22 protein-coding genes, 1 pseudogene and 1 riboswitch are annotated in these 25,601 nt (G+C 64.2%); of the genes and pseudogenes, 10 read left to right on the top strand and 13 right to left on the bottom strand.

Annotation, left to right across the window (positions count from 1 at the left end):
* Nucleotides 1-52 precede the first annotated feature (52 nt).
* A pseudogene (locus BG60_RS02010) lies at nt 53-646 on the top strand (epoxide hydrolase); the annotation flags it as partial.
* 83 nt (nt 647-729) lie between these two features.
* On the opposite strand, the gene BG60_RS02005 reads toward BG60_RS02010, so the two are convergent.
* The 6 genes from BG60_RS02005 to BG60_RS36230 all read right to left on the bottom strand — a co-directional run bounded on the left by BG60_RS02005 (nt 730) and on the right by BG60_RS36230 (nt 5,358).
* Nucleotides 730-960, bottom strand: coding sequence for a hypothetical protein (locus tag BG60_RS02005; protein WP_144403629.1), 231 nt, complete (start codon nt 958-960; stop codon nt 730-732).
* Between the two features lie 326 nt (nt 961-1,286).
* On the bottom strand, nt 1,287-2,564 hold the full coding sequence (locus tag BG60_RS02000) for a curlin associated protein (protein ID WP_008346592.1): 1,278 nt from the start codon (nt 2,562-2,564) through the stop codon (nt 1,287-1,289).
* 126 nt (nt 2,565-2,690) lie between these two features.
* Nucleotides 2,691-3,221 (bottom strand): hypothetical protein, encoded by a 531-nt coding sequence (locus BG60_RS36235; RefSeq protein WP_008346589.1) that lies wholly within the window; start codon nt 3,219-3,221, stop codon nt 2,691-2,693.
* A 24-nt stretch (nt 3,222-3,245) separates the two neighbouring features.
* Nucleotides 3,246-4,178 (bottom strand): CsgG/HfaB family protein, encoded by a 933-nt coding sequence (locus BG60_RS01990; RefSeq protein ID WP_008346587.1) that lies wholly within the window; start codon nt 4,176-4,178, stop codon nt 3,246-3,248.
* A gap of 18 nt (nt 4,179-4,196) precedes the next feature.
* Nucleotides 4,197-4,637: a curli assembly protein CsgF gene (locus BG60_RS01985; RefSeq protein ID WP_008346584.1), complete on the bottom strand. Its 441-nt coding sequence runs from the start codon at nt 4,635-4,637 to the stop codon at nt 4,197-4,199.
* A gap of 58 nt (nt 4,638-4,695) precedes the next feature.
* Nucleotides 4,696-5,358, bottom strand: a complete 663-nt coding sequence (locus BG60_RS36230; RefSeq protein WP_008346582.1) for a CsgE family curli-type amyloid fiber assembly protein — start codon at nt 5,356-5,358, stop codon at nt 4,696-4,698.
* A gap of 409 nt (nt 5,359-5,767) precedes the next feature.
* Nucleotides 5,768-5,867, top strand: a riboswitch (guanidine-I (ykkC/yxkD leader).
* 60 nt (nt 5,868-5,927) lie between these two features.
* Between BG60_RS36230 and BG60_RS01975 the strand changes: the two genes are divergently transcribed.
* The 7 genes from BG60_RS01975 to atzF all read left to right on the top strand — a co-directional run bounded on the left by BG60_RS01975 (nt 5,928) and on the right by atzF (nt 15,631).
* Nucleotides 5,928-6,998, top strand: coding sequence for a putative urea ABC transporter substrate-binding protein (locus tag BG60_RS01975; protein ID WP_008346580.1), 1,071 nt, complete (start codon nt 5,928-5,930; stop codon nt 6,996-6,998).
* Nucleotides 6,999-7,029: 31 nt separating this feature from the next.
* Nucleotides 7,030-7,845, top strand: coding sequence for an ABC transporter permease (locus tag BG60_RS01970; protein WP_008346577.1), 816 nt, complete (start codon nt 7,030-7,032; stop codon nt 7,843-7,845).
* Nucleotides 7,842-8,633 (top strand): ABC transporter ATP-binding protein, encoded by a 792-nt coding sequence (locus BG60_RS01965; RefSeq protein ID WP_008346574.1) that lies wholly within the window; start codon nt 7,842-7,844, stop codon nt 8,631-8,633. The genes BG60_RS01970 and BG60_RS01965 overlap by 4 nt, the downstream gene beginning before the upstream one ends.
* Before the next feature lie 15 nt (nt 8,634-8,648).
* Nucleotides 8,649-9,353, top strand: a complete 705-nt coding sequence (locus BG60_RS01960) for an urea amidolyase associated protein UAAP1 (RefSeq protein ID WP_033536001.1) — start codon at nt 8,649-8,651, stop codon at nt 9,351-9,353.
* Nucleotides 9,354-9,375: 22 nt separating this feature from the next.
* Nucleotides 9,376-10,017 (top strand): urea amidolyase associated protein UAAP2, encoded by a 642-nt coding sequence (locus tag BG60_RS01955; RefSeq protein WP_008346571.1) that lies wholly within the window; start codon nt 9,376-9,378, stop codon nt 10,015-10,017.
* Between the two features lie 174 nt (nt 10,018-10,191).
* Nucleotides 10,192-13,791 (top strand): urea carboxylase, encoded by a 3,600-nt coding sequence (gene uca, locus BG60_RS01950; RefSeq protein ID WP_008346568.1) that lies wholly within the window; start codon nt 10,192-10,194, stop codon nt 13,789-13,791.
* Nucleotides 13,792-13,810: 19 nt separating this feature from the next.
* Nucleotides 13,811-15,631 carry an allophanate hydrolase gene (atzF, locus tag BG60_RS01945; RefSeq protein WP_034470171.1) on the top strand — a complete coding sequence of 607 codons (1,821 nt, stop codon included), beginning with the start codon at nt 13,811-13,813 and terminating at the stop codon, nt 15,629-15,631.
* A 63-nt stretch (nt 15,632-15,694) separates the two neighbouring features.
* On the opposite strand, the gene BG60_RS01940 is transcribed toward atzF, so the two are convergent.
* From BG60_RS01940 to BG60_RS01910, 7 genes are all read right to left on the bottom strand, one after another.
* The gene (locus tag BG60_RS01940) at nt 15,695-16,927 is read right to left on the bottom strand and encodes an MFS transporter (protein WP_033536002.1); all 1,233 of its coding nucleotides are present in this window, start codon (nt 16,925-16,927) and stop codon (nt 15,695-15,697) included.
* 79 nt (nt 16,928-17,006) lie between these two features.
* A complete protein-coding gene (locus tag BG60_RS01935) occupies nt 17,007-17,558 on the bottom strand; it encodes a hypothetical protein (protein ID WP_008346563.1) in 552 nt (183 codons plus the stop codon).
* Nucleotides 17,559-17,606: 48 nt separating this feature from the next.
* Complete coding sequence (locus BG60_RS01930) at nt 17,607-18,371, bottom strand: hypothetical protein (protein WP_008346561.1); 765 nt, start codon at nt 18,369-18,371, stop codon at nt 17,607-17,609.
* A 148-nt stretch (nt 18,372-18,519) separates the two neighbouring features.
* Nucleotides 18,520-19,890 carry a sigma-54-dependent transcriptional regulator gene (locus BG60_RS01925; RefSeq protein ID WP_008346559.1) on the bottom strand — a complete coding sequence of 457 codons (1,371 nt, stop codon included), beginning with the start codon at nt 19,888-19,890 and terminating at the stop codon, nt 18,520-18,522.
* Nucleotides 19,875-21,365, bottom strand: coding sequence for a sensor histidine kinase (locus BG60_RS01920; RefSeq protein WP_008346558.1), 1,491 nt, complete (start codon nt 21,363-21,365; stop codon nt 19,875-19,877). Before BG60_RS01920 ends, BG60_RS01925 begins: the two co-directional genes overlap by 16 nt.
* A gap of 242 nt (nt 21,366-21,607) precedes the next feature.
* Entirely contained in the window at nt 21,608-22,261 is a 654-nt protein-coding gene (locus BG60_RS01915) for a helix-turn-helix transcriptional regulator (protein WP_033536029.1), read from the bottom strand.
* A 43-nt stretch (nt 22,262-22,304) separates the two neighbouring features.
* The gene (locus BG60_RS01910) at nt 22,305-23,306 is read right to left on the bottom strand and encodes an ornithine cyclodeaminase family protein (protein ID WP_008346555.1); all 1,002 of its coding nucleotides are present in this window, start codon (nt 23,304-23,306) and stop codon (nt 22,305-22,307) included.
* Between the two features lie 184 nt (nt 23,307-23,490).
* Here BG60_RS01910 and BG60_RS01905 point away from each other — a divergent pair, with 184 nt between their 5' ends.
* Together BG60_RS01905 and BG60_RS01900 are read left to right on the top strand one after the other, a co-directional pair.
* Entirely contained in the window at nt 23,491-24,273 is a 783-nt protein-coding gene (locus BG60_RS01905; RefSeq protein ID WP_008346553.1) for an ABC transporter substrate-binding protein, read from the top strand.
* Nucleotides 24,274-24,297: 24 nt separating this feature from the next.
* Nucleotides 24,298-25,539 (top strand): NAD(P)/FAD-dependent oxidoreductase, encoded by a 1,242-nt coding sequence (locus tag BG60_RS01900; RefSeq protein ID WP_008346551.1) that lies wholly within the window; start codon nt 24,298-24,300, stop codon nt 25,537-25,539.
* Nucleotides 25,540-25,601 lie beyond the last annotated feature (62 nt).

Here is a 25,601-nt window from a genome sequence, read left to right as displayed (position 1 = left end):
GCGATTCGTCCGCTTCGCGTGCATGTTCCCGAAGCGCAACTCACCGATCTGCTCCGTTCCCGCCGATATCGCCAAAGCGCTGCAGGCAGGCGATCCGCCACCTGCGGGCCTCAACGATGAAGAAAAGCACGCGTACGAGCAGCTTGCCAGCGCCGCAAGAAAACGCCGGGCGTACGCGCTGGAAATGGGCACGCGCCCGCAAACGCTCTACGGCATCGCGGATTCGCCGACAGGTCTTGCCGCATGGCTGCTCGATCATGGCGACGGCTACGTGCAGCCTGCGGCGGCGCTGACTTCGGCGGTGTTCGCGCGCGACGTCAACGGCGAATCATCAGGGGCGATGACGCGAGACGATATTCTCGACGACATCACGCTCTACTGGCTGACGAACACGGGTGTCTCGTCCGCGCGCTTCTACTGGGAATCGCACTTCAACTTCCTTGCGGCCGCCGACGTATCGGTTCCCGCGGCCGTGAGCGTGTTCCCGCGCGAGAACTATCAGGCGCCGCGAAGCTGGACGGAGCGCGCTTATCACAACCTCATCTGGTACAACCGGCTCGACAAGGGCGGACACTTCGCGGCGTGGGAACAGCCGGACCTGTTCGCCGGGGAAGTGCGTGCGGGGTTGAGGTCGTTGCGCACGTGAGCGCGTGCTGGGCCACATCGCAAGACGAACGTTCAGCGCGTCGACGGCATGTCCGCGATCGCATCCCGCTTCGTGATCCACGCCTAATAAGCGATGCGCGTAACCACGCTGAAGGACATATCGTTCTGTTCCAGGCGTGCAGTCATTGCCTCGCGTGCGTCCGCATTGGTCGGAACGTCCAGGTAGCTCTTGCCCGCAAAGCCCGGCTCGAAACTTACTTCGGCTTCGTCGGCAATCGCCTGAAGAATCTCGTGCTCGGCGGATTGAACGAGCTGGTCGTCATCGGTATGGCTTACTGCGAAGCAGGTGAGCATCGTTTGACCCCTTGCGATTGTGCTGTGACGCTGATGCGTCTCGACTGCGAAACGGGCGAGCGCCTGCGTGGCGCACAAGTGCCGACGCATCTATTGTCGCCTCGGATGAGCGACATGATTACTTGACAAAAAGTCAGTGGTGCCGAGATCGAAACAGGCGGAATACAGTCAGCTTCCTCGTGAATTGCCGGGCTAGAATTTTGGGCTCGTGTACGGCCGATGGCACCGATCGGCCAATTCGCGACATCGCTTGAATGAAACAGCGGCGAGCGGTACTTTCGAACCGCTCGCCGCCCGCCATACCGCCATTCGTTGCGCCGCGTTCCTTACTTCTGAACGACGACAGCCTTGTTGAACGAACCGCCCTGCGTGATCGCAGCCGCATTGCCGATACCGCTCTGAGTCACCGAGCCGTAGTTGGCGTTGCCGATCTGGACGATCGAAGCCGTGTTATACGCACCGGTTTGCGAAGCATCCGCGGAGTTGAAGTAGCCGACTTGCGTCAGCGTCATGTCTTCGTGCGAGCCCGACTGCTTGCCCTTCGCTTCGTTGAAGCCGCCGCCCTGACCGGCCAGCAGCGTCGATTCGAACGCGCCTTGTTGCGTCAGATCCATGTTGTTGTTCGAACCGACCTGCACCGCGGCTGCCAGGTTGCTGCCGCCATCCGTCTGATGAACGGCCGCCGTGTTGCGATCGCCCGCCTGAACGACATACGTGTGATCGTTGGCTTCGCGATACTGATCGACGTATGCCGTGTTGTAGGCCGAGCCGGTTTGCAGGATCGTCGTCGTTTCGTTGGTCGCGTTGCCTTGCGTCACCTGCGCATAGTGCGGTGCGCCTGCGCCGCTCTGGTCGATGGTGGTCGTGTTGCCGCCGCCGTTTTCCGAATGCACTTGCGCGCGGGCGAAGTCGGCCTGCCTGATCGACACGTTGTCGCCGATTTCCGAAACCTGCTCGATCTTGCCGTCGTTATGATCGCCGATCTGATCGATGCGAGCCGAGTTGTAGCCGCCATTCGTCTGCGTCACCGTCGCGATGCCGTTCTTGTTGCCTTGCAGGATGTCGACGCGGTTGCCGATCGTGGTCGTCTGCGTGACCGTCGCTTTTGCGCCGTCGCTCACGCCTGCCGTCTTGCCGGTGCCTTGATCGATGTTGACCGTGTTCCAGCTCGAGCCGGTGCGATTGATGGTCGCCGAGTCGTTCTTGCCGAATTGCGTGACCGTGTCCTTGTCGTACGACGAAGCCGTCTGCGTCACGTTCACCGTGCTGTTGCTGCCCGTTTGCTTGATGGTGGTCTTTTCACCGATCGCCTGCTGCTGCGTGAGCGTCGCGCTCAGCTTCGATTCGCCCGAAACGCGTGCCGCGTTTTGCTGGATGTCGGTCACGTTGGCGCCGCCGTTGCTCGAAGTAACGGTCGCGCTCGAACCGTCGCCGTTCTGCTGGACCTTCACGCGGTCATGGCTGGACGCCGTCTGCGTCACGCCAGCAGTGTTGCCGTTGCCATACTGCTCGACGATCGCGCCTTCGCCGACCGACGCTGCAAAAGCCGACGTCGATGCCAATGCTGCCAGACCCATAGCGATGATGATTGCCTTCACTTTCATTTTTATGCCTCGTTGACTTGATGTTTTTTGCACGTAGATTCGTAACCCTAACGGACGTCAACCCCCGCTGACGCCCGGCCCTGCACACTCACACACCTACCTGTACTGCGTGGTCTCCTCGCCTGCCTACTTCATCAGAACCGCAGCCCGGGCGCCGCCCGTCTGCGTAACCGATAATCCTGAACCGTTCCTGCTCTGCAAGATCGAAATCTCGTTGTTGTTGCCAAGCTGCGTCACCGACGACGACATCGAATTCCCGACCTGCGTGACCGTTGCTTCGTTACCGCTGCCGTTCTGCATCGCGATCGACCGGTTGTACTGACCCGACTGATATCCGGCGTAAAGATTGGCGGCGCCGCTTTGCTGAAGCACGGTCCAGTTGTCGTTGCCGGCCTGCGCCGTCGCCGCCGCGTTCGCGATGCCGATCTGATTGGCCATCAAGCCGTTATGTCCGGCCTGAATCGCGTCGAGACGATTACCCTGGCCGTGTTGCGACACGCGAGCGACTTGCGTCGCGCCGCCGAAGCCCGGTTCCGGCGGACCGAAATCCGAGACCGACGACAGGTCCGCCGCATACACCGCGAGCGAGACGACCGCGCCGAGCGCCGCGCACACAGCGACCTTCGATGCGCGCATTGGCGCACGCGATGCTTTCATGCTGATCTCCTTCGCTGAGACTGATTAACTGCCGATGGTCTTCGGCGGATCGATTCTCACCGGGCTATACGACGGGTTCACGTCTTCCATCGTCTGCGCGTAGCCCTGGTTTTCCTGCAGATATCGCTGCATCGTCGGGTCGTACCAGTCCTTCGTGTCCCTGAGCGCCCACGACTGGTTCGCGACGCCTTGCACGATCAGATGCACGAGCGCCGATTCGATCGCTTCGTTCACGCACAGCTGCTGCGGCTCGTTGCGCGTCATGCCGGCTTCGGCCTGCAACAGATCCTTGAAGCCGATGAAGCGATACACGCCGGTATCGACCTGAATCGAATAGATGGTCTTGGTCGTCGACACGCTGTTGAGTATCGTGCCGTTGCGGATATCCACGGCGCGCAGGTTCACCGTCACTTGATCCACGCGATATTGTTGGGATGCCGAAATACCCAGATACGCGATGCCCGCGCCGCCCGTGCGAATGTTCGTGTCGTAACCGACGATGCCGCCTTCCAGCACGATGCTCGCCGGTGCGAGCGCGCCGATCTGCGGTATCGCGTTCTTTTTATCGTCCGGCGTTTCCAGCGCGCGCATGATCTTGCGTTCGGTCAGGAGGTCCTGAAGGTTTTCGCGCTCGACGGGCGTGAACCAGCCGGAATCGCGCATCGCCTTCACGAGAAACGAAGCGCCGCCCTGCGTCACCTGCGACGAGAACGAGCTGTCCGGCGACGGCTTGTACTGGCCCGTCAGATCGCGAAAACCGTACACGGCCGCGACGATGCGCCCTTTCGGCGGCGGCAGGTGCGTGAGGTCGCGCGTCACGCGCGTCGGCGGCGTGAGCGTCGCGTTGCCCGCCGAAGGCATCGGCGTCGTGACGCAGCCGGTCAACAGCATCGTTGCAAGGAGCGTGGCGCCCAGTGCCGCGCGCGTCGCCAGTGTCGTGATAGCTTCTTTGTTCATGTCGTATGCGCGCTCGCGTTACTGTCCGTTGCCGACGACGAAGGTCGTCGAGGCGCCCGTGGTCTTGTCGGTCGTCGTCACTTGCAGATTGCCGCCGGTAACTTGCGTGATCGCAATCGAGAAGTTGCCCGTGTTGATCGTGCCGGGATGCAGCGTGCCGTCCGTGCCGACGATCGAGCTCGATATCGACGACGCGACGCGCGACAGAATCGCCTGCTGCAATTGCGTGTTGAACTGGTCGAGCGTGGACTGGCTGCTCGTACCGAGGTTCTCCGTCGACGGATCCTTGTACTTGTTCTGCGCGTTCGCCTCGTTGAGCAGATTCGTCCCGTTCAGCGGATTGCCGCCGAAGTTCGGATTCACCGGTTCATACACAAGCGAAGTGGCTTGCGCGGCGATAACCGGCATCGCAAGCGCGCAAGCGAGCAACGCGCGTTTCAAGAGCGCATTCGTTTTCATTGCGGTTTCCCCGTATTTTTTGGCCTTACTGCATCGATTTTCTTATGATGCGATTTTTTTATAGTTCGTCCATCGCCATGTCGGCGTCGCGGAACAGCAGACGGGTCAGGTCCGCCTGCATCACGTTCTGAAAGGCGATCTGCGCCGCGCCTTCGGCAATCGGCTTCACGTTCGAGCGCGCAATCGGCAGGAACGCCTGGAACACGCGACGCTGGCCGTACTCCACCCACACGAGACTGCCGTAGCGCGGCGACGGCCGCTCGTGCACCGAAACGATGTAGCGCTCGGACAGCGGGATGGCGCCCCAAGCCTGCGCGAACCAGGTGTAGAAGTCCTGCCCCGCGAGCGTCACCGTGTCGGTCGTGACCACGCCGCCGAGCGTATCGTCGAGCGCTTGCTTGCCTTCGATATCGACGGTGCGCGAGCGTGCCGTGCCGGCGAGGGTGGCGCTCTTGTCGAGCGACGATGCGGCATTCACCGTGCCGCGCGGCGTGAGAGGCGCGCCATTGGCGGCCGGCAATTCGCCGGTGTTGCCGACCGGACCGGGCGTCGGCGTGCTGGGCAGCGAGATGAGCGGTTGAGCCTGAGACGCCGTGTTCACGTGCGCGGCCGGCTGCGTTTCCGCATCCTGCGCATTCGCATTGATCGCGACGATCGAAACCCCGATGCACACTGCGATGACCCGCCCTTTGACAGGCGCGTTGTTCTTCTCACGCTGCATGACTTCCCCGTATGTCTTTGGCCGCTATGGTGCTGCCTTCAGACGGTCTGTTTTAAACGCTTCGTTTTTATTTGTACGACGAGACGGATTCTCCGTAATAACCGGTAATGGCTATGTTGTCCGCGCCACATTCATGCCAAGAAAATCGCAAGCAACGACGCATCGGCTCAAAGCGTTGCGCCGATGTTTTCGCGCGTCTACCCAAGGAAACGTTTGCTGGCAACCAAGGACGACGCCCGATGTTGGTGCAGCCGATACATCAAACGTGCGCCGCTTTCACCGCGGATGGGCAATGCGCTCCGTCCGAACCTGCGCAACGCCGCCAGCAGCCATAAAAACCGTTGGCACGATTCCCGCTTAGAGGGGATGGCAAGGAGCCGGCGCATCATCCGGTTCATCGAACAATCTGGAAATGGACGGCTAGGGTTCCGGTCTGCTTCACGCGGATGCTGGTCCGAGAGCTGTCGACCTCAGGCGAGGTTACACGGCGGGATAAAAGCCCGGGAGAGAACGCGATGAGTCGCGCTGCTCCCTTGCCGTCGCCAACCGTCTCCTTCGAGGTCAACCTCATGCGCAAGCTCGCTCGCTTTCTTGGCATCGCCGCACTCTCCGTCGCCGCTTTCGCGTCCAGCGCCGCATCCGCCGCGCCGCGCAACGACTTCAAGGTCTGCTGGACTATCTACGCGGGCTGGATGCCGTGGGGCCAGGCCAAGACGCAGGGAATCGTCTCCAAGTGGGCGAAGAAGTACGGCATCAATATCGATGTCGTCCAGCTGAACGACTACGTCGAGTCCATCAATCAATACACGGCCGGCAAGTTCGACGGCTGCGCGATGACCAACATGGACGCGCTCACGATCCCGGCTTCGGGCGGCGTGGACTCGACGGCGCTGATCGTCAGCGATTACTCGAACGGCAACGACGGCGTCCTCATGAAGGGCAAGGGCAAGCAGATCGCCGATCTCAAAGGCCAGCAGATCAACCTCGTCCAGTTCTCGGTCTCGCATTATCTGCTCGCACGCGCACTCGAAAGCGCGCACATGAGCGAGCGCGACCTCAAGGTCGTCAACACGTCCGACGCCGATATCTCCGGCGCATTCGCCACGCCCACCGTGCATAACACGGTCACATGGAATCCGATGCTCGCCGACCTGAAGGCGCAGCCGAACGTCACCGAAGTCTTCGACTCCAGCAAGATTCCCGGCGAGATCATGGACATGATGGTCGTCAATACGAAGACGCTGAAGGACAACCCGGCGCTCGGCAAGGCATTGACCGGCGCATGGTTCGAGATGGTCGCGCTGATGCACGGCGATTCCCCCGAAACCACGAGCGCGCTGACTTCGATGGCCAAGGCGTCCGGCACCGATCTCGCCAACTTCAAAGGCCAGCTCTCGACCACCGCCCTCTTCTACACGCCGAAGGCCGCGCTCGAATTCGTGACCAGCCCCGACATGCCGAAGATCATGACGCGCGTCGCCAAGTTCTCGTTCGATCACGGCCTGCTGGGGCAAGACGCGAAGAGCGCGGATGCCGTCGGCATGGCGTTCGACAAGGGCGTCGTCGTCGGCAACAAGAACAACGTGAAGCTGCGCTTCGATCCGGCCTACGTCGAGATGGCGGCGGCCGGCAAGCTCTGAGCGCTTCAGGTTCTACTACATGGCGGTCAACATGCGACTCATCAATCGACATCCGAGCAGGACCGGCGCGCTGATGCTGTTACTGCTGCCGTTCGTCGTGCTGCTCGCGGTGTATTTCACCGGCTCTTCGATGCGGCTCGCCGACAATCCCGACGACAAGCTGTTGCCGAGCGCGACGCAGATGAGCGATGCGATGAAGTCCGCCGCCTTCACCGAAGACAAACGCACCGGCGAGTATCTGCTCTGGACCGATACCGCGTCGAGCTTGCGAAGGCTCGGCATCGGGCTCGTCGCGAGCGCGGCGATCGCGCTCGTTGCGGCCATCGCGACGGGATCGTTTCCGCTCGCAAGCGCGACGCTTTCGCCGTTCATCACCGTCATATCGATGGTGCCGCCGCTCGCCGTGCTGCCGATTCTCTTCATCGTCTTCGGTCTCGACGAACTGTCGAAGGTCGTGCTGATCGTCATCGGCATCACGCCGATGATCATTCGCGATCTGCACGCGCGCGCCGCCGAAATCCCGGCCGAGATGTGGATCAAGGCGCAGACGCTCGGCGCGAACAGTTGGACGCTTGTTCTGCGGCTCGTGCTGCCGCAGCTTCTGCCGCGCCTGCTCGTCGCGATCCGGCTTTCGCTCGGCGCCGCATGGCTCTTTCTCATTGCAGCGGAAGCGATCGCATCGACCGACGGGCTTGGCTATCGCATCTTTCTCGTGCGGCGCTATCTGTCGATGGATCTCATTCTTCCCTACGTCGCGTGGATCACGCTGCTCGCGTGGCTCACCGACGAACTGCTGCGTCGACTCACGCAGTGGTGCTTTCCGTGGTACGGCGGAGGCGCGCGATGATCGTCGTTCGCAACGTATGGAAAAACTACGGCGATCAGGTCGTGCTGGAACGGCTGAATCTCACCGTGAAGGAAGGCGAATTCTGTTCGATGGTCGGCGCGTCCGGCTGCGGCAAGTCCACGTTTCTGCGCCTGCTGCTCGGACAGGAACGGGCGACGCGCGGCGAGATTCTGCTCGACGGCGAACCGCTTCCCGCCGAACCGGACGCGCATCGCGGCGTCGTGTTTCAGCGCTACTCGGTCTTCGATCATCTGAGCGTGCTGCGCAACGTGATGCTCGGTCTCGAACTGCCGCGCGCGAAATTCACGGGACGGCTCTTCGGCGCACAACGACGCGCCGCACGCGACGAAGCCGCCGCGATGCTCGAACGCGTGGGTCTTGGCGCGGCGCTCGACAAGTATCCGCAGCAACTTTCGGGCGGCATGCAGCAACGGCTCGCCATCGCGCAGGCGCTGATGATGAAGCCGCGCGTGCTGCTGCTCGACGAACCCTTCGGCGCGCTCGATCCCGGCATCCGCAAGGACATGCATGTGCTGTTGTCGGAGTTGTGGCGCGAATCGAAGCTCACGATTTTCATGGTCACGCACGACCTCAAGGAAGGCTTCACGCTCGGCAGCCGCGTGCTCGTCTTCGACAAGGTGCGCGTCGATCCGCAAGCGCCCGGCGCGTACGGCGCGCGCATCACCTACGACATTCCGCTCGACCGCACGCGCGCCTCGGCATCGGCGGTGCATATGGCGCAGGCCGCGGTGCAGGGCGCATCCAGCATCGAACTCGTCTCCGACTAAAGGAAGCTCTACGCCATGACAGTGTTACTCGAAGAAACGGTCCCCGGTGGCGGTCATGCATCGCTGATCGTCAAGCGCGGACAGTCGCTCTGCATCACCGATATTCGCGGCGGCGCGAACGTCAGCGTGATGATGGTCAACGCGGCCGAAAAGAGCGAGCGGCTCAATCTGCCGGATTCGCTGAAGTGCCAGCACACCGCGAAGCTCACCACGGGCCATTGCCTCTATTCCGACATGGGGCGCGTCCTGGCCGCCATCGTTGCGGATACATGCGGCTGGCACGACAGCATCGGCGGGGTATCGAATGCGCAGGAAGTGTTCGAACGATACGGCGCGGGCCGCTATCAGGAGTTGCGCAACGGCTTCTATCGCAATGGCACCGACAACCTGCTCGTCGAGATGAGCAAGTGGGGCCTCGACGTTTCCGACCTGCTGATGACGCTCAATCTCTTCAGCCGCATCGACGTGACGAGCGATGGCGCGCTCGCCTTCGTGCCCGGCAATTCGAAAGCGGGCGATTACGTCGAACTGTATGCGCCGATGAACACGCTCGTCGTGCTGACCGCGATCCAGCATCCGCTCGACCCGCATCCCGAATACTCGCCGAAGCCCGTCAAGCTGGAACTGAAGGAATCGCATCCCGAAGTCGCGGAAATCTGCCGTACCGCATGCGAAGAGAACGTGCGCGGCTTCATCAACACCGAACGCTTTTTCCTTTGAGCGAACCTGAGAGATGAGCAACATGACCCAAGCGCTTACCGTCAGTGAAAAACATCCAGAAAGCGCGGTGTATCGCGAAACGCTCGCCGCGGGCGAACCGTGGCTGCATGAAGTGAAAGCGGGGCAGACGCTGCGCATCGTCGATCTGGAGGGCAATCAGGCCGTCGATACGCTCTTCTACAGCCTTCACGATCCGCGCGAACGCTTCGATCCGCAACGCACGTTGCGTCGGCAGCAGAGCCTCTATCTGACGTCCGGCTCGGTGCTGTATTCGAATCTCGGCAATCCGATGCTGACGATCGTCGCCGATACCTGCGGCCGTCACGACACGCTCGGCGGCGCATGTGCGCAAGAGAGCAACACGGTGCGTTATGCGCTGGAAAAGCGCTACATGCATAGCTGCCGCGACAACTTCCTGCGTGCATGCGCGCACGACGGACGGCTCGCGAAGCGCGATATCGGCGCGAACGTCAACTTCTTCATGAACGTGCCGGTGACGGCCGAAGGCGGCCTGACCTTCGAAGACGGCATCTCGGCGCCCGGCAAGTATGTCGAGCTGCGCGCGGAGATGGACGTCATCGTGCTGATCTCCAACTGTCCGCAACTGAACAATCCGTGCAACGCCTATAACCCGACACCCGCGGAGCTGATCATATGGAACTGAAGCGCATTCGCAGCTGGATCTATCACGTCATGCTCGTTCGCTCGGGACGCTGCTGCACGACCACGCGCGAACAACTGAACCGAAGCTATCGCTGAAGCGATCGCGGCCGCGGACGACCGCGGCTCGCCATGCTCACGGCGGGACGGCCCGCCTCCGAACGATCCTTCCCTTTCCATGTTCGAGAAGATCCTGATTGCGAATCGCGGGGCGATCGCCTGCCGCATTCTCAGAACCTTGCGCGCGCTCGATGTCACCGGCATCGCCGTGTATGCCGAAGCGGATCGCGCTAGCCGCCATGTAAGCGAAGCCTCGATTGCGCATTCGCTCGGCGACGGTCCCGCCGCGACGACCTATCTCGACACGGCGAAGATCCTCGACATCGCGCGTGCCGAAGGCGTGCAGGCGATTCATCCCGGCTACGGCTTTTTGTCGGAGAACGCGGCGTTCGGCGAAGCGTGCGAAGCGGCGGGCATCGCGTTCATCGGACCGACGCCCGCGCAATTGCGCGCGTTCGGCCTCAAGCACACCGCCCGCGAAATCGCCGCGAAGGAAGGCGTGCCGATGCTCGAAGGCACGGGCCTCCTCGACGACTTGCCGTCCGCGCTCGCTGCGGCAGAGCGCATCGGCTATCCGGTGATGCTGAAGAGCACGGCGGGCGGCGGCGGCATCGGCATGCGCGTGTGCTGGAACGCGGGCGAACTCGGCGCGCATTTCGACGCCGTGCGCCGTCTCGGCGAGAACAACTTCAGCGACGCGGGCGTGTTCCTCGAGAAGTACATCGAGCGGGCGCGGCATCTCGAAGTGCAGGTCTTCGGCGACGGCCAAGGCGACGCCATCGCATTGGGCGTGCGCGACTGCTCGGTGCAGCGGCGCAATCAGAAAGTGCTCGAAGAAACGCCCGCGCCATCGTTGCCCGAAGGCGTATCGGCTGCGCTGTGCGATGCCGCGATCCGTCTCGCGAAGGCCGTCGATTACCGGTCGGCCGGCACGGTCGAATTCGTCTACGACAGCGCGGCGGAACGGTTCTATTTCCTCGAAGTGAACACGCGTTTGCAGGTCGAGCACGGCGTCACCGAGCAGGTCTGGGGCGTCGATCTCGTCCGCTGGATGATCGAACTCGCCGCTGGAACGCTCGCGCCGCTTTCCTCGCTGATGGCGGGCCTGAAGCCGCGCGGCCACGCGATCCAGGCGCGCCTGTACGCGGAAGATCCGGGCCGCGACTTCAAGCCGAGCCCCGGCCTCGTGACCGATGTCGCCTTCCCCGTAGCCGATGGCCGCGCGCTGCGCATCGATACGTGGATCGAAGCCGGATGCGAAGTGCCGCCCTACTTCGATCCGATGCTCGCGAAAATCATCGCGTGGTCGCCGACGCGCGACCAAGCGCGCCACGCGCTCGACGAGGCGCTCGCGAACACGCGGCTTTACGGCGTGGAGACGAATCGCGACTATCTGCGGCAGATCATCGGCGACGCGCCGTTCGCGTCGGGCGAGCCGTGGACGCGCTGCCTCGAAGCGCTGAAGTATCGCGCGAGCACGATCGACGTCGCGAGCGGCGGCACACAGACGACGGTGCAGGACTATCCGGGCCGGCTCGGCTATTGGGCGGTCGGCATTCCGCCGTCGGGACCGATGGACGACCGCTCGATGCGCCTCGGCAATCGTCTCATCGGCAACGCCGCCGACGCCGCCGCGCTCGAAGTGACGATGAGCGGCCCGACGCTGCGCTTCAATACCGATGCGGTGATCGCGATCACGGGCGCTGACATTCCCGTCACGCTCGACGACATCGCGCAGCCGATGCACACCAGCATCCATGTAGCGGCGGGCTCGACGCTCGCGCTCGGCACCATTCGCGGCGCGGGCGCGCGTGCCTATCTGTGCGTGCGCGGCGGCTTCGATGTCGCGTCGTATCTCGGCAGCCGCAGCACGTTCACGCTCGGCCAGTTCGGCGGACACGGCGGACGCGCGATCCGCGCCGGCGACGTGCTGCACGTCTATCCGCTCGGCGACGCGCAAGCAGGCGCGACGCTCGGCGATGCGCTGCGCCTCGAACCTGTTCGCACGATCCGCGTCATCTACGGCCCGCATGGCGCGCCCGAGTATTTCAGCGCGGCGTATATCGAACGCTTCTTCGATACCGAATGGGAAGTGCACTTCAATTCGAGCCGTACCGGCGTGCGCCTGATCGGGCCGAAGCCCGAATGGGCGCGCGAGGACGGCGGCGAGGCGGGCCTGCATCCGTCGAATATTCACGACAATCCGTATGCCGTCGGCGCGATCGACTTCACCGGCGACATGCCCGTGATCCTCGGCCCCGACGGCCCGAGCCTCGGCGGTTTCGTGTGTCCGGTGACGATCATCGAAGCGGACTTGTGGCAGATCGGCCAGTTGAAGGCAGGCGACAAGGTGCGCTTCCTTCCCGTCGAGATCGGCGAAGCGCGTCGGGCCGCGCGGCGGCGGCGTCGTGAAATCGAATCGCTCGATATCGAACGCGGCGAAGTGACCGAACGACGTGCGGCGCTGACCTCGCCCATCGTGCTCGATAGCGGATCGGGCCGCGAAAGACTCGTCGCGCGCGTGTCCGGCGATACGCATCTGCTGCTCGAAATCGGCCCGGCGGAACTCGATCTCGTATCGCGCTTTCGCGGTCATGCGCTGATGCAGTCGCTCGAATCGCAGGCGCTTCCCGGCGTGGTCGATCTGACGCCGGGCATCCGCTCGCTGCAGATTCATTATCGGCCCGACGACTTGCCGCTCGCGCGTCTGCTTGCGATCGTCGAAGAAGCGTGGGCGCAAGTGCTGCTGCAAGGCGATCTGCGCGTGCCGTCGCGCATCGTGCATCTGCCGCTTTCGTGGGACGATCCGGCGTGCAGGCTCGCGATCGACAAGTACATGACGACGGTGCGCAAGGATGCGCCGTGGTGCCCGAGCAATCTGGAGTTCATCCGGCGCATCAACGATCTCGATTCCATCGATGCCGTTAGAAAGATCGTCTTCGATGCGAGCTATCTCGTGATGGGTCTCGGCGACGTGTATCTCGGCGCGCCGGTCGCGACGCCGCTCGATCCGCGTCATCGTCTGGTGACGACGAAGTACAACCCGGCGCGAACGTGGACGGCGGAGAACTCGGTCGGCATCGGCGGCGCGTATCTGTGCGTGTACGGCATGGAAGGTCCGGGCGGATATCAGTTCGTCGGACGCACGTTGCAGATGTGGAACCGCTACGCGCAGACCGCGGATTTCTGCGGCCAGCACTATCTGCTGCGCTTCTTCGATCAGATCCGCTTCTACGAAGTGTCCGCCGACGAACTCATGCGCATTCGCGCGGATTTTCCGCTCGGGCGCTATCCGCTGCGCATCGAGGAAACGGAGCTGTCCTTGCCGGACTATCAGGCGTTTCTCGCAGACGAAGCGTCGAGCATCGATGCGTTCCGCACGCGTCAGCAAGCGGCGTTTCAGGCCGAACGCGAGCGCTGGCGCGAAGCGGGCGCATCGGAAGACGCGCAGGATGCGCCACTCGTCGATGACACCGAACTCGCACCGCTCAAGGCTGGCGAACTCGCCATCGACAGCGAGATCGCGGGCAGCCTGTGGCAAGTGAAAGCGGCCCCTGGCGATGAAGTCGCGGCGGGCGACGTGCTGCTCGTCATCGAGTCGATGAAGATGGAGATTGCCGTCTGCGCGCCGTGCGCGGGCACCGTCGCCGCGATCCATGTCGCGCCGGGTTCTCCGCTGCGCGCGGGACAGCGCATCGCGGTCATCGAACGTCACTGAATCTATCCAACGGAAAACCATGTCGACATTCGATCTGCGTCTCTCCACGCTGCGCCGCGAATATCGCGAAGGCTCGCTCACGCCGCGCAAGCTCATCGCCCGGTTGCGCGACAAAGCCGCCGCGCTCAATCCCGAGTTCAATCTCTTCATCCATCTGCTGACGGAAGAAGAGATCGCGCCTTTCGTCGATCGGCTCGAAGGCCACGATCCGGACAGTTTGCCGCTCTACGGCATTCCGTTCGCGATCAAGGACAACATCGACCTCGCGGGCATCGAAACGACGGCGGGCTGTCCCGCGTTCGCGTACACGCCCGATGAATCCGCGACGCTCGTCGGCCAGTTGATCGCGCTCGGCGCGATTCCGCTCGGCAAGACCAATCTCGACCAGTTCGCGACCGGTCTCAACGGCACGCGCTCGCCGTATGGCAAGTGCCGCAACAGCGTGCATCCCGGGTATCCGTCGGGCGGATCGAGCGCGGGGTCGTCGCTTGCGGTCGCGCTCGGCGTCGCGAGCTTCGCGCTCGGCACCGACACGGCCGGATCGGGACGCGTGCCTGCCGCGCTGAACAATCTCGTCGGCCTCAAACCGACGAAAGGATTGCTCTCGACCGCGGGCGTCGTGCCGGCATGCCGTACGCTCGACTGCGTGACGTTCTTCACGGCAACCGCCGCCGAAGCCAGCGAACTGCTCGCGCTGACCGCGCGGCACGATCCGCGCGACGCATACAGCCGACGCAATCCGCAATGGAACGCGGCGCGTGCGTTCGGCACGCCGCACGCGTTCCGTTTCGGCGTGCCCGCGCAACTGGAGTTCGCGGGCTGCAGCGAAAGCCCCGCATTGTTCGCGCAAACGCGTGCGCTACTCGAAGCGGCGGGCGGCGAAGCGGTCGAGATCGACTTTCAGCCGTTCGTCGAGGCGGCGCAATTGCTGTATCAGGGACCGTGGGTTGGCGAGCGCTATAGCGTGACGGGCGAGTTGATGACGACGCAGCCGGATGCCGTGCTGCCCGTCATTCGCGATGTCCTGGCGAAAGCGCCGGGCGCGACTGCTGTCGAGCTGTTTCGCGCGCAGTATCGGCTTCAGGATCTGAAGACGCTATGCGATGCATCGCTCGATACGCTCGACTTCGTGCTCACGCCGACGTATCCGCGACCGGTGACGCTCGCTGAACTGGAGCGCGATCCCATCGGCCCGAATTCGCTGCTCGGCTACTACACGAACTTCATGAACCTGCTGGACTATGCGGCGGTGGCCGCGCCCGCCGGCTTCATGGAGAACGGATTGCCGTGGGGCGTGACCGTCTTCGGCCGCGCGTTCACGGATCAATATCTGCTCGGCGTCGCCGATCTGCTTCAGCGCAGAAGCGGCATGCGCTGCGTCGGGGGAGGCGAAGTCGATGCGAGTCCGCACGGCGCGGCGGCCAACGATCGCATGACGGTCGCGGTATGCGGCGCGCACATGCAGGGCTTGCCGCTCAATCGCGATCTCGTCGCGCGGGGCGCGCGTCTCGTGCGGGCGACGCGCACCGCGCCTTGCTATCGGCTATGCGCGTTGCCCGCATCGGCCGACGGCACGCGCAGGCCAGGCATGTGGCGCGTCGCGGACGATGGCGTCGGCATCGCCGTGGAGGTCTGGGAGATGCCGAGCGCGGAATTCGGATCGTTCCTCGCGACGATTCCTTATCCGCTCGGGCTGGGCAAGGTCGAGCTGTCGGACGGTTCGTGGACGGCCGGTTTCATCTGCGAGCCGTACGCGGTGCAATCCGCCGAAGACATATCGGCGTTCGGCGGATGGCGCGCGTGGCTCGACGGTCGGCATCTTCAAGCCGCGCCTGGTTGATCGATCGGATTTGTCAACGCGCAGTCTGCAGCGAGCGCAAGGCCCGGCAAAGGAAAAGCGGATTCATGTCGCCAGAGAGGAATCTTGCGCGACGTCGCGGTGAATCCCGCACGCCTTTTTGAGCGAAGCGCCGAAGATGAGCCAGAGTGCGAGCGAGCCTGTCGATACGCCTCCCAGCACAAAGAACGCCGTTGCATAACCGAAATGCTGCGCGAGCACGCCGCCCAGTGCCGGGCTAAGCGCAGCGCCCATGCCCTGCACGGTCATCACGACGCCCTGCCCCACGTTCACTCGTCCGGTTCCCCGCAGCAAGCGCACGACCAACGCGGGGACCGCGACGCTTTGCAGACCCGCGCCGATTCCGTCGAGCGCCTGCACGGGCCACACGCCCCATGCCGCGATAAACATTCCCGCCACGAGTCCGCGCGCCGGCAGCGCGAGAAACGTGATCAGGATCACACCCCAGTAGCCGATTCGCTGGATGAGGCGGTTCGCGAAGATCGCCGCGACGACCATCACGAGTTGCGCAATCACGATGGTCTGCGCAGTGAACGCACTCGGATCGCCCTGATGCGCCGCCACGACCGCGAGCCCGTAAAGCGGCAGCATCGCCGCGTTGCCGAGATGGAACATCGCCAGCGAGGCGGCGAGGAGCAAGATGGGCCGGCACGTCAGCAGCACGCGAAATCCGCTCGCCTGTTCATGCCCGGTCGGCGACGAACTGCTCAAGCCGCGTGCGCTGTCGTGATCGATCGCATCGCGCCGGATGAGCAGCGTCGAAATCACCGTCATCGCGCCGAACACGCCCGCGAGCACGAACACCGCGCCGAACCCATAGCGCCATCCGAGCCAGCCGGACAGCGCGGCGCCTACGACGTTTCCCGCGTGATTGGCCACCTGATTGCGGCCGAACTGCCTGTCGAATCCTTTCTCGCGCACGATTCCCAGCGTGACGCCGGCGACGGCGGGACCGAGCGCAGCGCCCGTGACCGCGGTGAATATCTGCGATGCAGCGACCATCCAGTAGCTGTGCGATACCCTTAGCACGAGCGATGCAAGCGTCGTCATCACGCCTGCGATGACGATGACGCCGCGCTTGTGATGCGTCGCATCGACCAATGCGCCAGCCGGGGACGCGGCCAGCATGCCGGCGATGCCGCCCAACGTCATCACGGTTCCGATCGCATCCGCATGCCAGCCGTGCGCCTGCAGGAAAACGCCGAGAAACGGCCCGATGCCCGCCTGCACGTCCGCCATGAAGAAGTTCAGCCCTTCTAACGCGTATGAGGGATTCATGGTTCACCAATGACGTCCGTTTGGTTGGGCCTTGGTCGGTTCCGAGCGCGGGCTTCGCTTTGAGACTTTGGGATCGCACTCAACCGTTTTCGGGCGCGTCGACGAGTTGGGCGATTTCATCGACCTCGATCGTCCGACCATGCCTGTTCCTGACGCCGTGCCCCCAGGCGTGGACATGCGCGCCCGGACTCAGGTAATCGGCCAATTCGGCCGCGGCGTGCGGTGGCATGCGCAACGAGGTGCCATCGTCGAGCAAGGCGCCGCGCAATTCGCCTTTCGGTCCGAAGAGCGACAGCCGGACCTCGCCCGACGCTTCCATCGCCTTGCGCTCGACATGCGGTCTCTGATGCGTTTCGGCGTTAGCGTGCGGACCTTCGTCGCGAATGAGCACACCGCTTTTCGATGTCAGCGAGACAGCGGCGATGATGTCCGCGTCTCGCGGCTTTATCCCGCGCACGCGGATCTGATCGCCCGGCGCGACATGCCGCGCGAGTTCCTTCGATAGATGCGGTGGAAAATGAACCTGACGCGAGCCGAGCACGAGGCCGTCGATTTCTCCGTGTGAATTGAGCAGAAAACGTGTCACCTTTCCGCGGGTCTCGGGAAGGCTGGCGGGATCGATCCAATGCATGTTGCTACTCCTGAATGAGCGTGAGTGGGTAGGTCAGGCTTGCGCCGATCAGGGCGCTGTCGGCGGACGGTCGTAAATCTGCGTGAGATTGCCAGGCGAACCGAATGACGTCGCCTGAAGCGCCGTGCCGTATTGATTGCGCGTGCCATAGCCGCGCGCCGAAACCGTGGCTCCCGTTCGAACCAGGCTTCCAAACTGCTGTGCGACCGGAGGCGTGAGTTTGATGACCGTGCCATCGGAGAGAATCACGCCGTCGGGCTCGCCACGCGGCGCGGTCGTCACGTGCGCCACCTGCCCCTGCGCACTGAGGCGCGAGAGACCGGCGCCGCGCAGTTCCCGCGGAAGTGGTAGCGCGCCGGGCATCGGCGGCTGATCGATCAGTTGCTGTCCACTTCGCGTGTCGGCGATGCGTTGCGCGATGAAGTTGCCGCCTTCATCGTGCCAGCCGCTCAACTGCACGCTGTCGCCTTGGCGAACCGTCGAAGTCAGTTGCGCGCTCATGTGCGGCGGGAACCGTACGAGCGTCCCGTCGCTGGCGAGAAAGCCGTCGACATCGCCATCGGGATTCGTCAGAAAGCGCGCTACGGTCGCTTGCGTCGTGGACATCGAGGCCGCGTTGGAGATCGGTCTCGGGGCCAGGCCCGGAGGCCGAGGCGGCGGCGCGTCTGCGGAGACCGGCGGCGGGGGCGGCGGCGCCGTCACAGCGCTCGTTTGCGCTGCGCAACTCGCGCTCATCGCGAGGGCGGCGGCAAGGCTCGTCGCGCCGAGCAGGCGAACGGCGATTCGCCGATTGGCTGGCTGGGTCGATTGCATGTTTCACTCCTTTCGCGTGGCGCGGAGTGTTCTGCAAGTGCTATGCCATTCGAAGAATGCTGAAGACTTCGACGTCTTGCGCGAACGAAGATCGTCGATGTGTCAACGAAACGGACATCGCCTGTCCGATTCGTTGACACTCGTTTCCCTACGACAACGCGTCGGACATTCCGAGACTCGTCATCCGCGTATAGAGCGACTGACGGCTGATGCCGAGCCTCCTTGCCGCCTCCGCGCGATTGCCACCCGACGCAGCCAGCGCGTGAGTAATCAGCGCGTGTTCGAGCCGCGCAACGGCTTCCGTAAGCGGAAGCTCGAGCAACGCTGGCGGAATTGCCTCGCCGGTTTTGTCTTTTGCCGCAACGAGAAACGCGAAATCTTCGCGTGTGAGCACTTGCCCCGGCGCAAGCGCACTCGCCCGCTCGATCGCGTTGGCCAGTTCGCGCACGTTCCCTGGCCAAAGGAAAGTGGCCAGAAGGCGCTGGGCATCGGCGGAGAGATGCTTGCGCGTCGCTTCGGTCGATGCAGCTTCCAGAAAGTGCTCGGCAAGCGGCAGGATGTCGGCCACACGCTCCCGTAGCGGGGGCATGTGCAACGGGATCACGTTGAGGCGAAAGAGCAGGTCCTGTCGAAACGTGCCCGCCTCGACCATCGCGGCAAGATCGCGATGCGTTGCCGCGATCACGCGCACATCGACCGATATTGTCCGGTTCGTTCCGAGCGGCGTGACTTGCCGTTCCTGTAGCGCGCGCAGCAGTTTCGCCTGCATGGAACGCGGCATGTCGCCGATCTCGTCGAGAAACAGCGTGCCGCCGTGCGCCTCTTCGATCCGGCCTTTGCGCTCGCCCTGAGCGCCGGTGAACGCGCCTCGCGCGTGCCCGAAGAGTTCGCTTTCGAGCAGGTCTTCGGGAATGGCCGCGCAGTTCACCGCGACGAAGGGACCGTTCGCGCGCGCCGAGGCGCGATGGAGCACGCGAGCGGCCACTTCCTTGCCGGTCCCGGTCTCGCCGGTGATCAGCACGGTCGAGTTCGTTCCCGCCGCGCGGCCCAGGCGCTTCTGCACGTCGCGCATGGCTTCGCTTACGCCGAGCAGTCGCGGCTCGCGAGAAGTCACGTCGTCGCTGAATGCGGGCGTGAGGGGGGAGCTTCGCTGCGCCGATAGTATCCGCTCCAGCAGCGCGACGATCTCATCGCGTCCGACCGGCTTGGTCAGATGTTCGAACGCGCCGAGCCGCATCGCGCCGATGGTGTTGTCGCTCGTGGCATGGGCCGTCAGCATGACGACGGGCACGGCTTGCAGCTTCGCGATCGCACGCAGTGACTCGAGCACCGCAAGACCGTCCGCGCCCGGCAAGCGGAAGTCGAGAAAGATGCACTCGGGCGCCGGGTTCGCGCGCAGCCAATGCAGTGCCTCTTCGCCGGAGCGCGCCTCGATCGCCCGGTGGCCGAGGTCTTGCACGGTTTCCACGAGTCCTTCGCGGAAGGCATCGTCATCGTCGGTGATTAATATGGTCGCCATGGCAAGTCGATCACGAAGCACGTCATGTTCGAGTCGTCGTCGAGATAAGCACGTCCGCCGTGCGCCGACGCGATCTCCCGCACGACGGCAAGGCCCAGGCCGGACCCGTCGGGCCGCCCCGTCACGAATGGCTCGAAGATCCGTTCGCGCTCGGCCGCGCCGACGCCGGGACCATTATCGATGACCGTGAGCCGAAGCCGCTTCCCGTTCGCCGACTCGACGCCGCGTGCGCGGAGCATTACCTGTGTGCCAGACGGCGCGTGCCTCAGCGCGTTCAGGATGAGGTTGTCGAGCGCGCGGGCCAGTTGCACGGGATCGAAGATCGGCATGCCTGCGTCTTGCTCGACGTCCACATCTTTGCCGAGCGCGATGCCACGGCGTTCGGCGCCCGGCTCATGCGTATGAATAATGTCGTCGAGCCATGCGTGCAGGCTGACCTCACGCGTCTGCAGCGAAACGGGCTGCGTCAGCGCGAGCAGGCTCGTCACCTGCGACTCGATACGGCCCACCTGCTCGATGATCGACCTCAACGCTGCTTCGCGGCGCGCAGCATCGCCTGCCAGCGCGTTCTCGGCCTTCAGACGCATGGCGCCAGCCGGATTGCGAATTTCATGCGCGATTTGCGCCGCCATTTTGCCGAGCGTGCTGAACCGTTCGGCCTGTGCGAGCTGGGCGTTCAGTGCGTCTGCGTCCCGCTTGAGCTGCTCCGCACGCGCGACGTAGCGGTTGAGGGCTTCGACGATCTGATCCAGATCACGCTCGCCCAACCGTTCCAGCCGTTCGCCGCGCTCGAACTCGCCCTCTGGCGCAAGCGCGCGTTCAAGCCGGGTCAGGTTGTGCTTCCAGCGCTTGAGCGTCAGCGCCAGAAACACGGCGAGCACGACGATGACCGAGAGCACGCCGGCGAGGATGGCCGCTGCGCGCTGTCCGTATGGCCCGAGCGGCGGCCGCGCGCGCGTGAGCGTCCAGGCCAGCAGGCCCGCGTGGCGCGGCACGGGGCAAGCGATCGCGATGACGGCGTCCGTTCCGCTCGAAACGACATCGGCGCGCATCTGCCCGATGCTGGCTGCGTGCTGAAGCGTGCGCAGGATAAGCGGCGTCTCCGCTTCGGGCACGTCTCGTTTCATGCCGCTCCCGCCATAGGTCGGAAAGGCATAGGCCAGGAAGCCGTTCGGCGCGCCGGATGCCGGCTCTTTCGCCCAGAACCCGCCTTCGATGCCCTCGGTCCGTATCAGAACCAGATCGAGCACCGCGTGCATGAGATCTACATTGGTTGCGTCGGGATGCTGCATGGACATGTCGTAGCGCGAGGCCACCGCCTCGCATGCCGCTGCAGCCTGCTCCTTCGCGACGACCACGCGTTCCCCAAGTGCCGACGAAAGCGTGAGCCATACGGCACCGCTCAAGAGCCCGCACAGAACGGCGACCAGAAGCCAGAGCGTGAAGAGTTGAGTTGAGAACGACGGTCTCGGCATGGACGGTCTACGGGCGAGTCAAAGTGAGCGCGTTGGGAAGCAAGTATTCTGCCATCGACAGAATCCATCCACGTTCCGCGCTTCGTCGCCATTCTTCCCCGCTACCTCTGGAGGTAGCGACCATCGCCGCATGGCGTATCGGCGCGCATCGGTTCGGGAACTCGAGCGACATCGCGGACGAAAGCTCCGTCACGCGCACTTCGTACACGCGTGGTTAGCTGCGTGCGCGGCAGCAGAGCGCCTCAACCGCCGTCCTTCATCTCGCGCAGATGCTTGTAAACCGTCGCGCGGCCCATTCCGAGCACCTTGGCGACATAGTTCGCCGAGCTCTTGCCTTTGAATGCGCCCTGCGCGTGCAGCGCCTCGACGAGCTCACGCCGATGATCGCGCGTGAGCGAGTTGAGCGCGATCTGCCGCTCGCGCAGCCAGCCATGCAGGAAGGTGTTGATGCGCTCCTGCCAGTCGTCCTTGAAAAGCTCGACGGGCTGCGCGACGACGCCCGCGCCACGCAAAAAGAGATCGAGCGTCGAGCGCATCTCGTCGAACGCCGCGATGTTGAAATTGATGCACATCACGCCCGCGGCATTGCCCGCGTCGTCGAAGAGCGCCGTGCTCACGCAGCGCATGCGGCGTCCGTCCCAGTTGAGCTTTTCGTACGGACCGACGAGGCGCTCGCGCGCGGTCTCCTCGACATCTTCGAGCGCCGAGTCGTCGCCGATCTCGCGCTTCGACAGATTGTTCGACAGGTACGCGATGGTCTGGTCGGAGAGATCGTGGATCACCACTTCCGCATAGGGGAAGAAGAGCGTCGTGATGCTGTCCGCGATGTGCGCGTAGCGCGCGAGCAGCGATTCGCGAGCGGCGTCATCGGGCTTCGGCGTCTTGCGTCGGGGCATGGAAGTCGGCATGAGTTCGGAACGGCGAATGGCGATGATACCGCTAGGCCGCCGCGCGCTGCTTCGCGAGATGAACATACAGCGCGTGCGCGACCGCGATGTCCTCGAGGCCGAGCCCGATCGAGCGGAAAAACACCGCGCGCTCATGCGAAGGTGCGGGACACGCGCCGCGCGCAAGCTCTGCAAGATCGCCGCGAATCGCATCGGGCGACCAGCCGTGACGCTCCCGCGCGATCACCATTTCGCCGGCGCTCGCGGGCGTCGTCCGCCGATAGTCGCAGTAGACATCGAGCGCGTTCAGCGCGGCCGCGTCGATCTCGTGCGCGCGCGCGACGTTCGTGCTGATGGAGGTAATAAGCGCAGGCTTCGTGAGCGCATCGAGCGCGAGCACCGGCGTGCCCGATGATGTGCACAGCATCACGACATCCGCATCGCGCACGCACTCGTCAACCGACGCCGCGACGCGCACACGCGCATCGAGCGCCCGCAGCGCGTCCGCACGCTCGCCATCGCTTGCGAGGCGCGGGGAATGGATGCGGATCTCCGACCATCCGCGCAACGGCGCGACATGCCGCAGATGCGCGAGCGCGACGCTTCCCGATCCGATGACCGCGAGCCGCTCGCTCGATACGCGCGCGAGCCGGTCGACCGCGAGCGCCGTCGTGCCCGCCGTGCGCTCGGTGGTGAGGAGCGCGGAATCGCACCACATCAGCGGCGCGCCGGTGCGCATCGACATGAGCGCGGTCCAGGCGGTGACGATCGGCGCGCCAGGCTGCGCGATGTAGGGCGAGAGCTTCGCGCCGAAGACCTCGTGCTTCGCCAAAACGCCGAGATAGGTGATGAAATCGCCGGCATCGCGCGGAAACAACGTGAGCGTCTGCGGCGGCTGAACGGCTTCGCCATCACCGAGCGCGGCGAACATCTCTTCGAGCGCGCCGCGGATATCGAGCGAAGGCAGCGCCCGCCTCACTTCCTCTTCGTGAACGATGAAAGGAATCTGCGCGCCGGGCGCGGCCTCGCGCGCTTCTTCGGGCAAGGAAATCATTCGAAAACCTCCGGTTCGTGGCCGTTGAGCGATTGCTTCGTGACTGCTTCGACGTAGACTATTTTGTCCATTCTAGACTTTTATTTTATTTTTCGTCTATATTTCGATTGGGCGCGCGGACATCTCCGCGCGCCTGGCGCAAGACAGAGACGGTGCGGGTTCACAAACGACCTTGGTGACGACAATGAACTGGAAGATGATCTGCTTCGCGGGCGCGGCGAGCCTCGCGTTCACAATTGGACTGGCGCACGCGGAGTCGCAGACCTTGCGATTCGGCGTCGAGGCCTCCTATCCGCCGTTCGAGAGCAAGACGCCGGCGGGCCAGCTCGAAGGCTTCGACATCGACATCGGCAACGCTGTGTGCCAGCGCATCAAGATGAAGTGCGTATGGGTGGAGAACAGCTTCGACGGGCTGATTCCGGCGCTGCAGGCGCGCAAGTTCGACGCGATCAATTCGGCGATGAACATCACCGACAAACGCAGGCAGGTGATCGACTTCACGCCACCCGTCTATGTCATGCCGATCCAGATGGTCGCGCGCCGCGACGCGAAGCTGCAGCCGACACCCGCGAGCCTCAAGGGCAAGTCCGTGGGCGTGCTGCAAGGCTCGACGCAAGAGGATTACGTGCGCAAGCACTGGGCGAGCGAAGGCGTGCAGGTCGTGACGTACCAGAGCCAGGACCAGATCTTCGCGGACCTGAGCGCCGGACGGCTCGACGGCGCGGTGCAGGAAGTGCAGACCGCCATCGACGGTTTCCTCGCGAAACCCGAGGGCAAGAACTTCGATTTCGCGGGCGCGGCCCTCACCGACCCGTCCACGCTCGGCGAAGGCACCGGCATCGGCTTGCGCAAGGACGATGCGGCGTTGAAGGCGAAGGTCGTCGCCGCGCTCGATTCGCTGAAGAAAGACGGCACACTGAGCGCTTTGTCGCAAAAGTACTTCAAACGCGACATCATTGCGAAATAGGCACTTCATCAGGCATCGGAAAAAATGGCTCAGGACGTGATCGTGCTCGGCGCGGGCATCGTGGGAGTGAGCGTGGCGCTGCATCTGCGGCAGCGCGGATGGCATGTGACGCTCGTCGATCGCCGCGCGCCCGGCGAGGCGACGAGCTTCGGCAATGCGGGCCTGATCGAGGCGTCGTCGGTCGTGCCTTATGCGTTTCCGCGCGACTGGGGCACCGTGCTCAAGTTCGCGATGAATCGCTCGACCGCGCTGCGCTACGACCTGCGCTCGCTGCCCGCGTATGCGCCGTGGCTCACGCGGTTCTGGTGGGAATCGGCGCCCGCGCGTCTGGCCGCCGCCGCGCGCGACATGCTGCCGCTCATTCAGCGAAGCGTGGCCGAGCATGAGGCGCTGATCGCGCGGGCAGGTCTCGCCGATCTCGTGCGGCCCACCGGCTGGCTCGAAGCGTATCGCTCGCGCGAGCAGTTCGAGCGCGAAGCAAGCGCCGCCGAACGGATCGCGCGCGAGCACGGGCTCGGCTTGAAGGTGCTCGATGCCGAGGCGCTGCATCGGCTGGAGGCATCGCTCGATGGCGGATACGCGGGCGCGATGCACTGGACCGATCCGCGCAGCGTCATCGATCCGGGCGCGCTGACGAAGGGCTATGCGGCGCTATTCGAGCGCGAGGGCGGACGCTTTCTGAGCGGCGACGCCGCGACGCTCGAACCATCGGGCAGCGGCTGGCGCGTCATGACGTCGAGCGGACCGGTCGAAGCGCAGGCGGCGGTGGTGGCGCTCGGCGTATGGTCCGGCGACCTCGTGCGCCGGTTCGGATACCGCATCCCGTTGATGGCCAAGCGCGGCTATCACATGCACTACGCACCCGACGGACGCGCCGCGCTCTCGCGGCCGGTGGTCGATATCCAGAACGGCTACGTGGTCGCGCCGATGCGGCGCGGCTTGCGTCTGACTACCGGCGTCGAGCTCGCGAGCCCTGACCGGCCGCCGAGCCCCGTGCAACTCGAACGCGCGGAGCGGATCGCGCGACCGGTGTTCGGCCTCGGGGCGCGCATCGACGAGTCGCCGTGGCTCGGGCTTCGGCCCTGCACGCCGGACATGCGGCCGGTGATCGGACCGGCGGATCGCCATCGCGGGCTCTGGTTCGCGTTCGGGCACGCGCATCACGGCCTCACGCTCGGTCCGGTGACGGGCAGGCTTGTCGGCGAGCTGATGAACGGGGAAGCGTGCTTCACCGATCCAGTTCCGTATCGCGCGGGCAGGTTCTAGCACTTGTCGAGCGGCGAACGTTTCCGATCCGGCGCAGCATCGCCCGCGCGATCGAGCACGCC

It is taken from the genome of Caballeronia zhejiangensis (genome assembly GCF_000698575.1).
GTDB classification, from domain to species: domain Bacteria; phylum Pseudomonadota; class Gammaproteobacteria; order Burkholderiales; family Burkholderiaceae; genus Caballeronia; species Caballeronia zhejiangensis.
This window is presented reverse-complemented; position numbering and strand designations above follow the sequence as displayed.

What these genes read in the sequence shown, in the direction of transcription:
- BG60_RS02000 (WP_008346592.1), bottom strand. Translation starts at nt 2,564, where the DNA reads ATGAAAGTGAAGGCAATCATCATCGCTATGGGTCTGGCAGCATTGGCA.
- atzF (WP_034470171.1), top strand. Translation starts at nt 13,811, where the DNA reads ATGTCGACATTCGATCTGCGTCTCTCCACGCTGCGCCGCGAATATCGC.
- BG60_RS36230 (WP_008346582.1), bottom strand. Translation starts at nt 5,358, where the DNA reads ATGCAGCGTGAGAAGAACAACGCGCCTGTCAAAGGGCGGGTCATCGCA.
- BG60_RS01915 (WP_033536029.1), bottom strand. Translation starts at nt 22,261, where the DNA reads ATGCCCCGACGCAAGACGCCGAAGCCCGATGACGCCGCTCGCGAATCG.
- BG60_RS01970 (WP_008346577.1), top strand. Translation starts at nt 7,030, where the DNA reads ATGCGACTCATCAATCGACATCCGAGCAGGACCGGCGCGCTGATGCTG.
- BG60_RS01965 (WP_008346574.1), top strand. Translation starts at nt 7,842, where the DNA reads ATGATCGTCGTTCGCAACGTATGGAAAAACTACGGCGATCAGGTCGTG.
- uca (WP_008346568.1), top strand. Translation starts at nt 10,192, where the DNA reads ATGTTCGAGAAGATCCTGATTGCGAATCGCGGGGCGATCGCCTGCCGC.
- BG60_RS01930 (WP_008346561.1), bottom strand. Translation starts at nt 18,371, where the DNA reads ATGCAATCGACCCAGCCAGCCAATCGGCGAATCGCCGTTCGCCTGCTC.
- BG60_RS01900 (WP_008346551.1), top strand. Translation starts at nt 24,298, where the DNA reads ATGGCTCAGGACGTGATCGTGCTCGGCGCGGGCATCGTGGGAGTGAGC.
- BG60_RS02005 (WP_144403629.1), bottom strand. Translation starts at nt 960, where the DNA reads ATGCTCACCTGCTTCGCAGTAAGCCATACCGATGACGACCAGCTCGTT.
- BG60_RS01990 (WP_008346587.1), bottom strand. Translation starts at nt 4,178, where the DNA reads ATGAACAAAGAAGCTATCACGACACTGGCGACGCGCGCGGCACTGGGC.
- BG60_RS01940 (WP_033536002.1), bottom strand. Translation starts at nt 16,927, where the DNA reads ATGAATCCCTCATACGCGTTAGAAGGGCTGAACTTCTTCATGGCGGAC.
- BG60_RS01905 (WP_008346553.1), top strand. Translation starts at nt 23,491, where the DNA reads ATGAACTGGAAGATGATCTGCTTCGCGGGCGCGGCGAGCCTCGCGTTC.
- BG60_RS01910 (WP_008346555.1), bottom strand. Translation starts at nt 23,306, where the DNA reads ATGATTTCCTTGCCCGAAGAAGCGCGCGAGGCCGCGCCCGGCGCGCAG.
- BG60_RS01975 (WP_008346580.1), top strand. Translation starts at nt 5,928, where the DNA reads ATGCGCAAGCTCGCTCGCTTTCTTGGCATCGCCGCACTCTCCGTCGCC.
- BG60_RS01955 (WP_008346571.1), top strand. Translation starts at nt 9,376, where the DNA reads ATGACCCAAGCGCTTACCGTCAGTGAAAAACATCCAGAAAGCGCGGTG.
- BG60_RS01920 (WP_008346558.1), bottom strand. Translation starts at nt 21,365, where the DNA reads ATGCCGAGACCGTCGTTCTCAACTCAACTCTTCACGCTCTGGCTTCTG.
- BG60_RS36235 (WP_008346589.1), bottom strand. Translation starts at nt 3,221, where the DNA reads ATGAAAGCATCGCGTGCGCCAATGCGCGCATCGAAGGTCGCTGTGTGC.
- BG60_RS01985 (WP_008346584.1), bottom strand. Translation starts at nt 4,637, where the DNA reads ATGAAAACGAATGCGCTCTTGAAACGCGCGTTGCTCGCTTGCGCGCTT.
- BG60_RS01960 (WP_033536001.1), top strand. Translation starts at nt 8,649, where the DNA reads ATGACAGTGTTACTCGAAGAAACGGTCCCCGGTGGCGGTCATGCATCG.
- BG60_RS01925 (WP_008346559.1), bottom strand. Translation starts at nt 19,890, where the DNA reads ATGGCGACCATATTAATCACCGACGATGACGATGCCTTCCGCGAAGGA.
- BG60_RS01935 (WP_008346563.1), bottom strand. Translation starts at nt 17,558, where the DNA reads ATGCATTGGATCGATCCCGCCAGCCTTCCCGAGACCCGCGGAAAGGTG.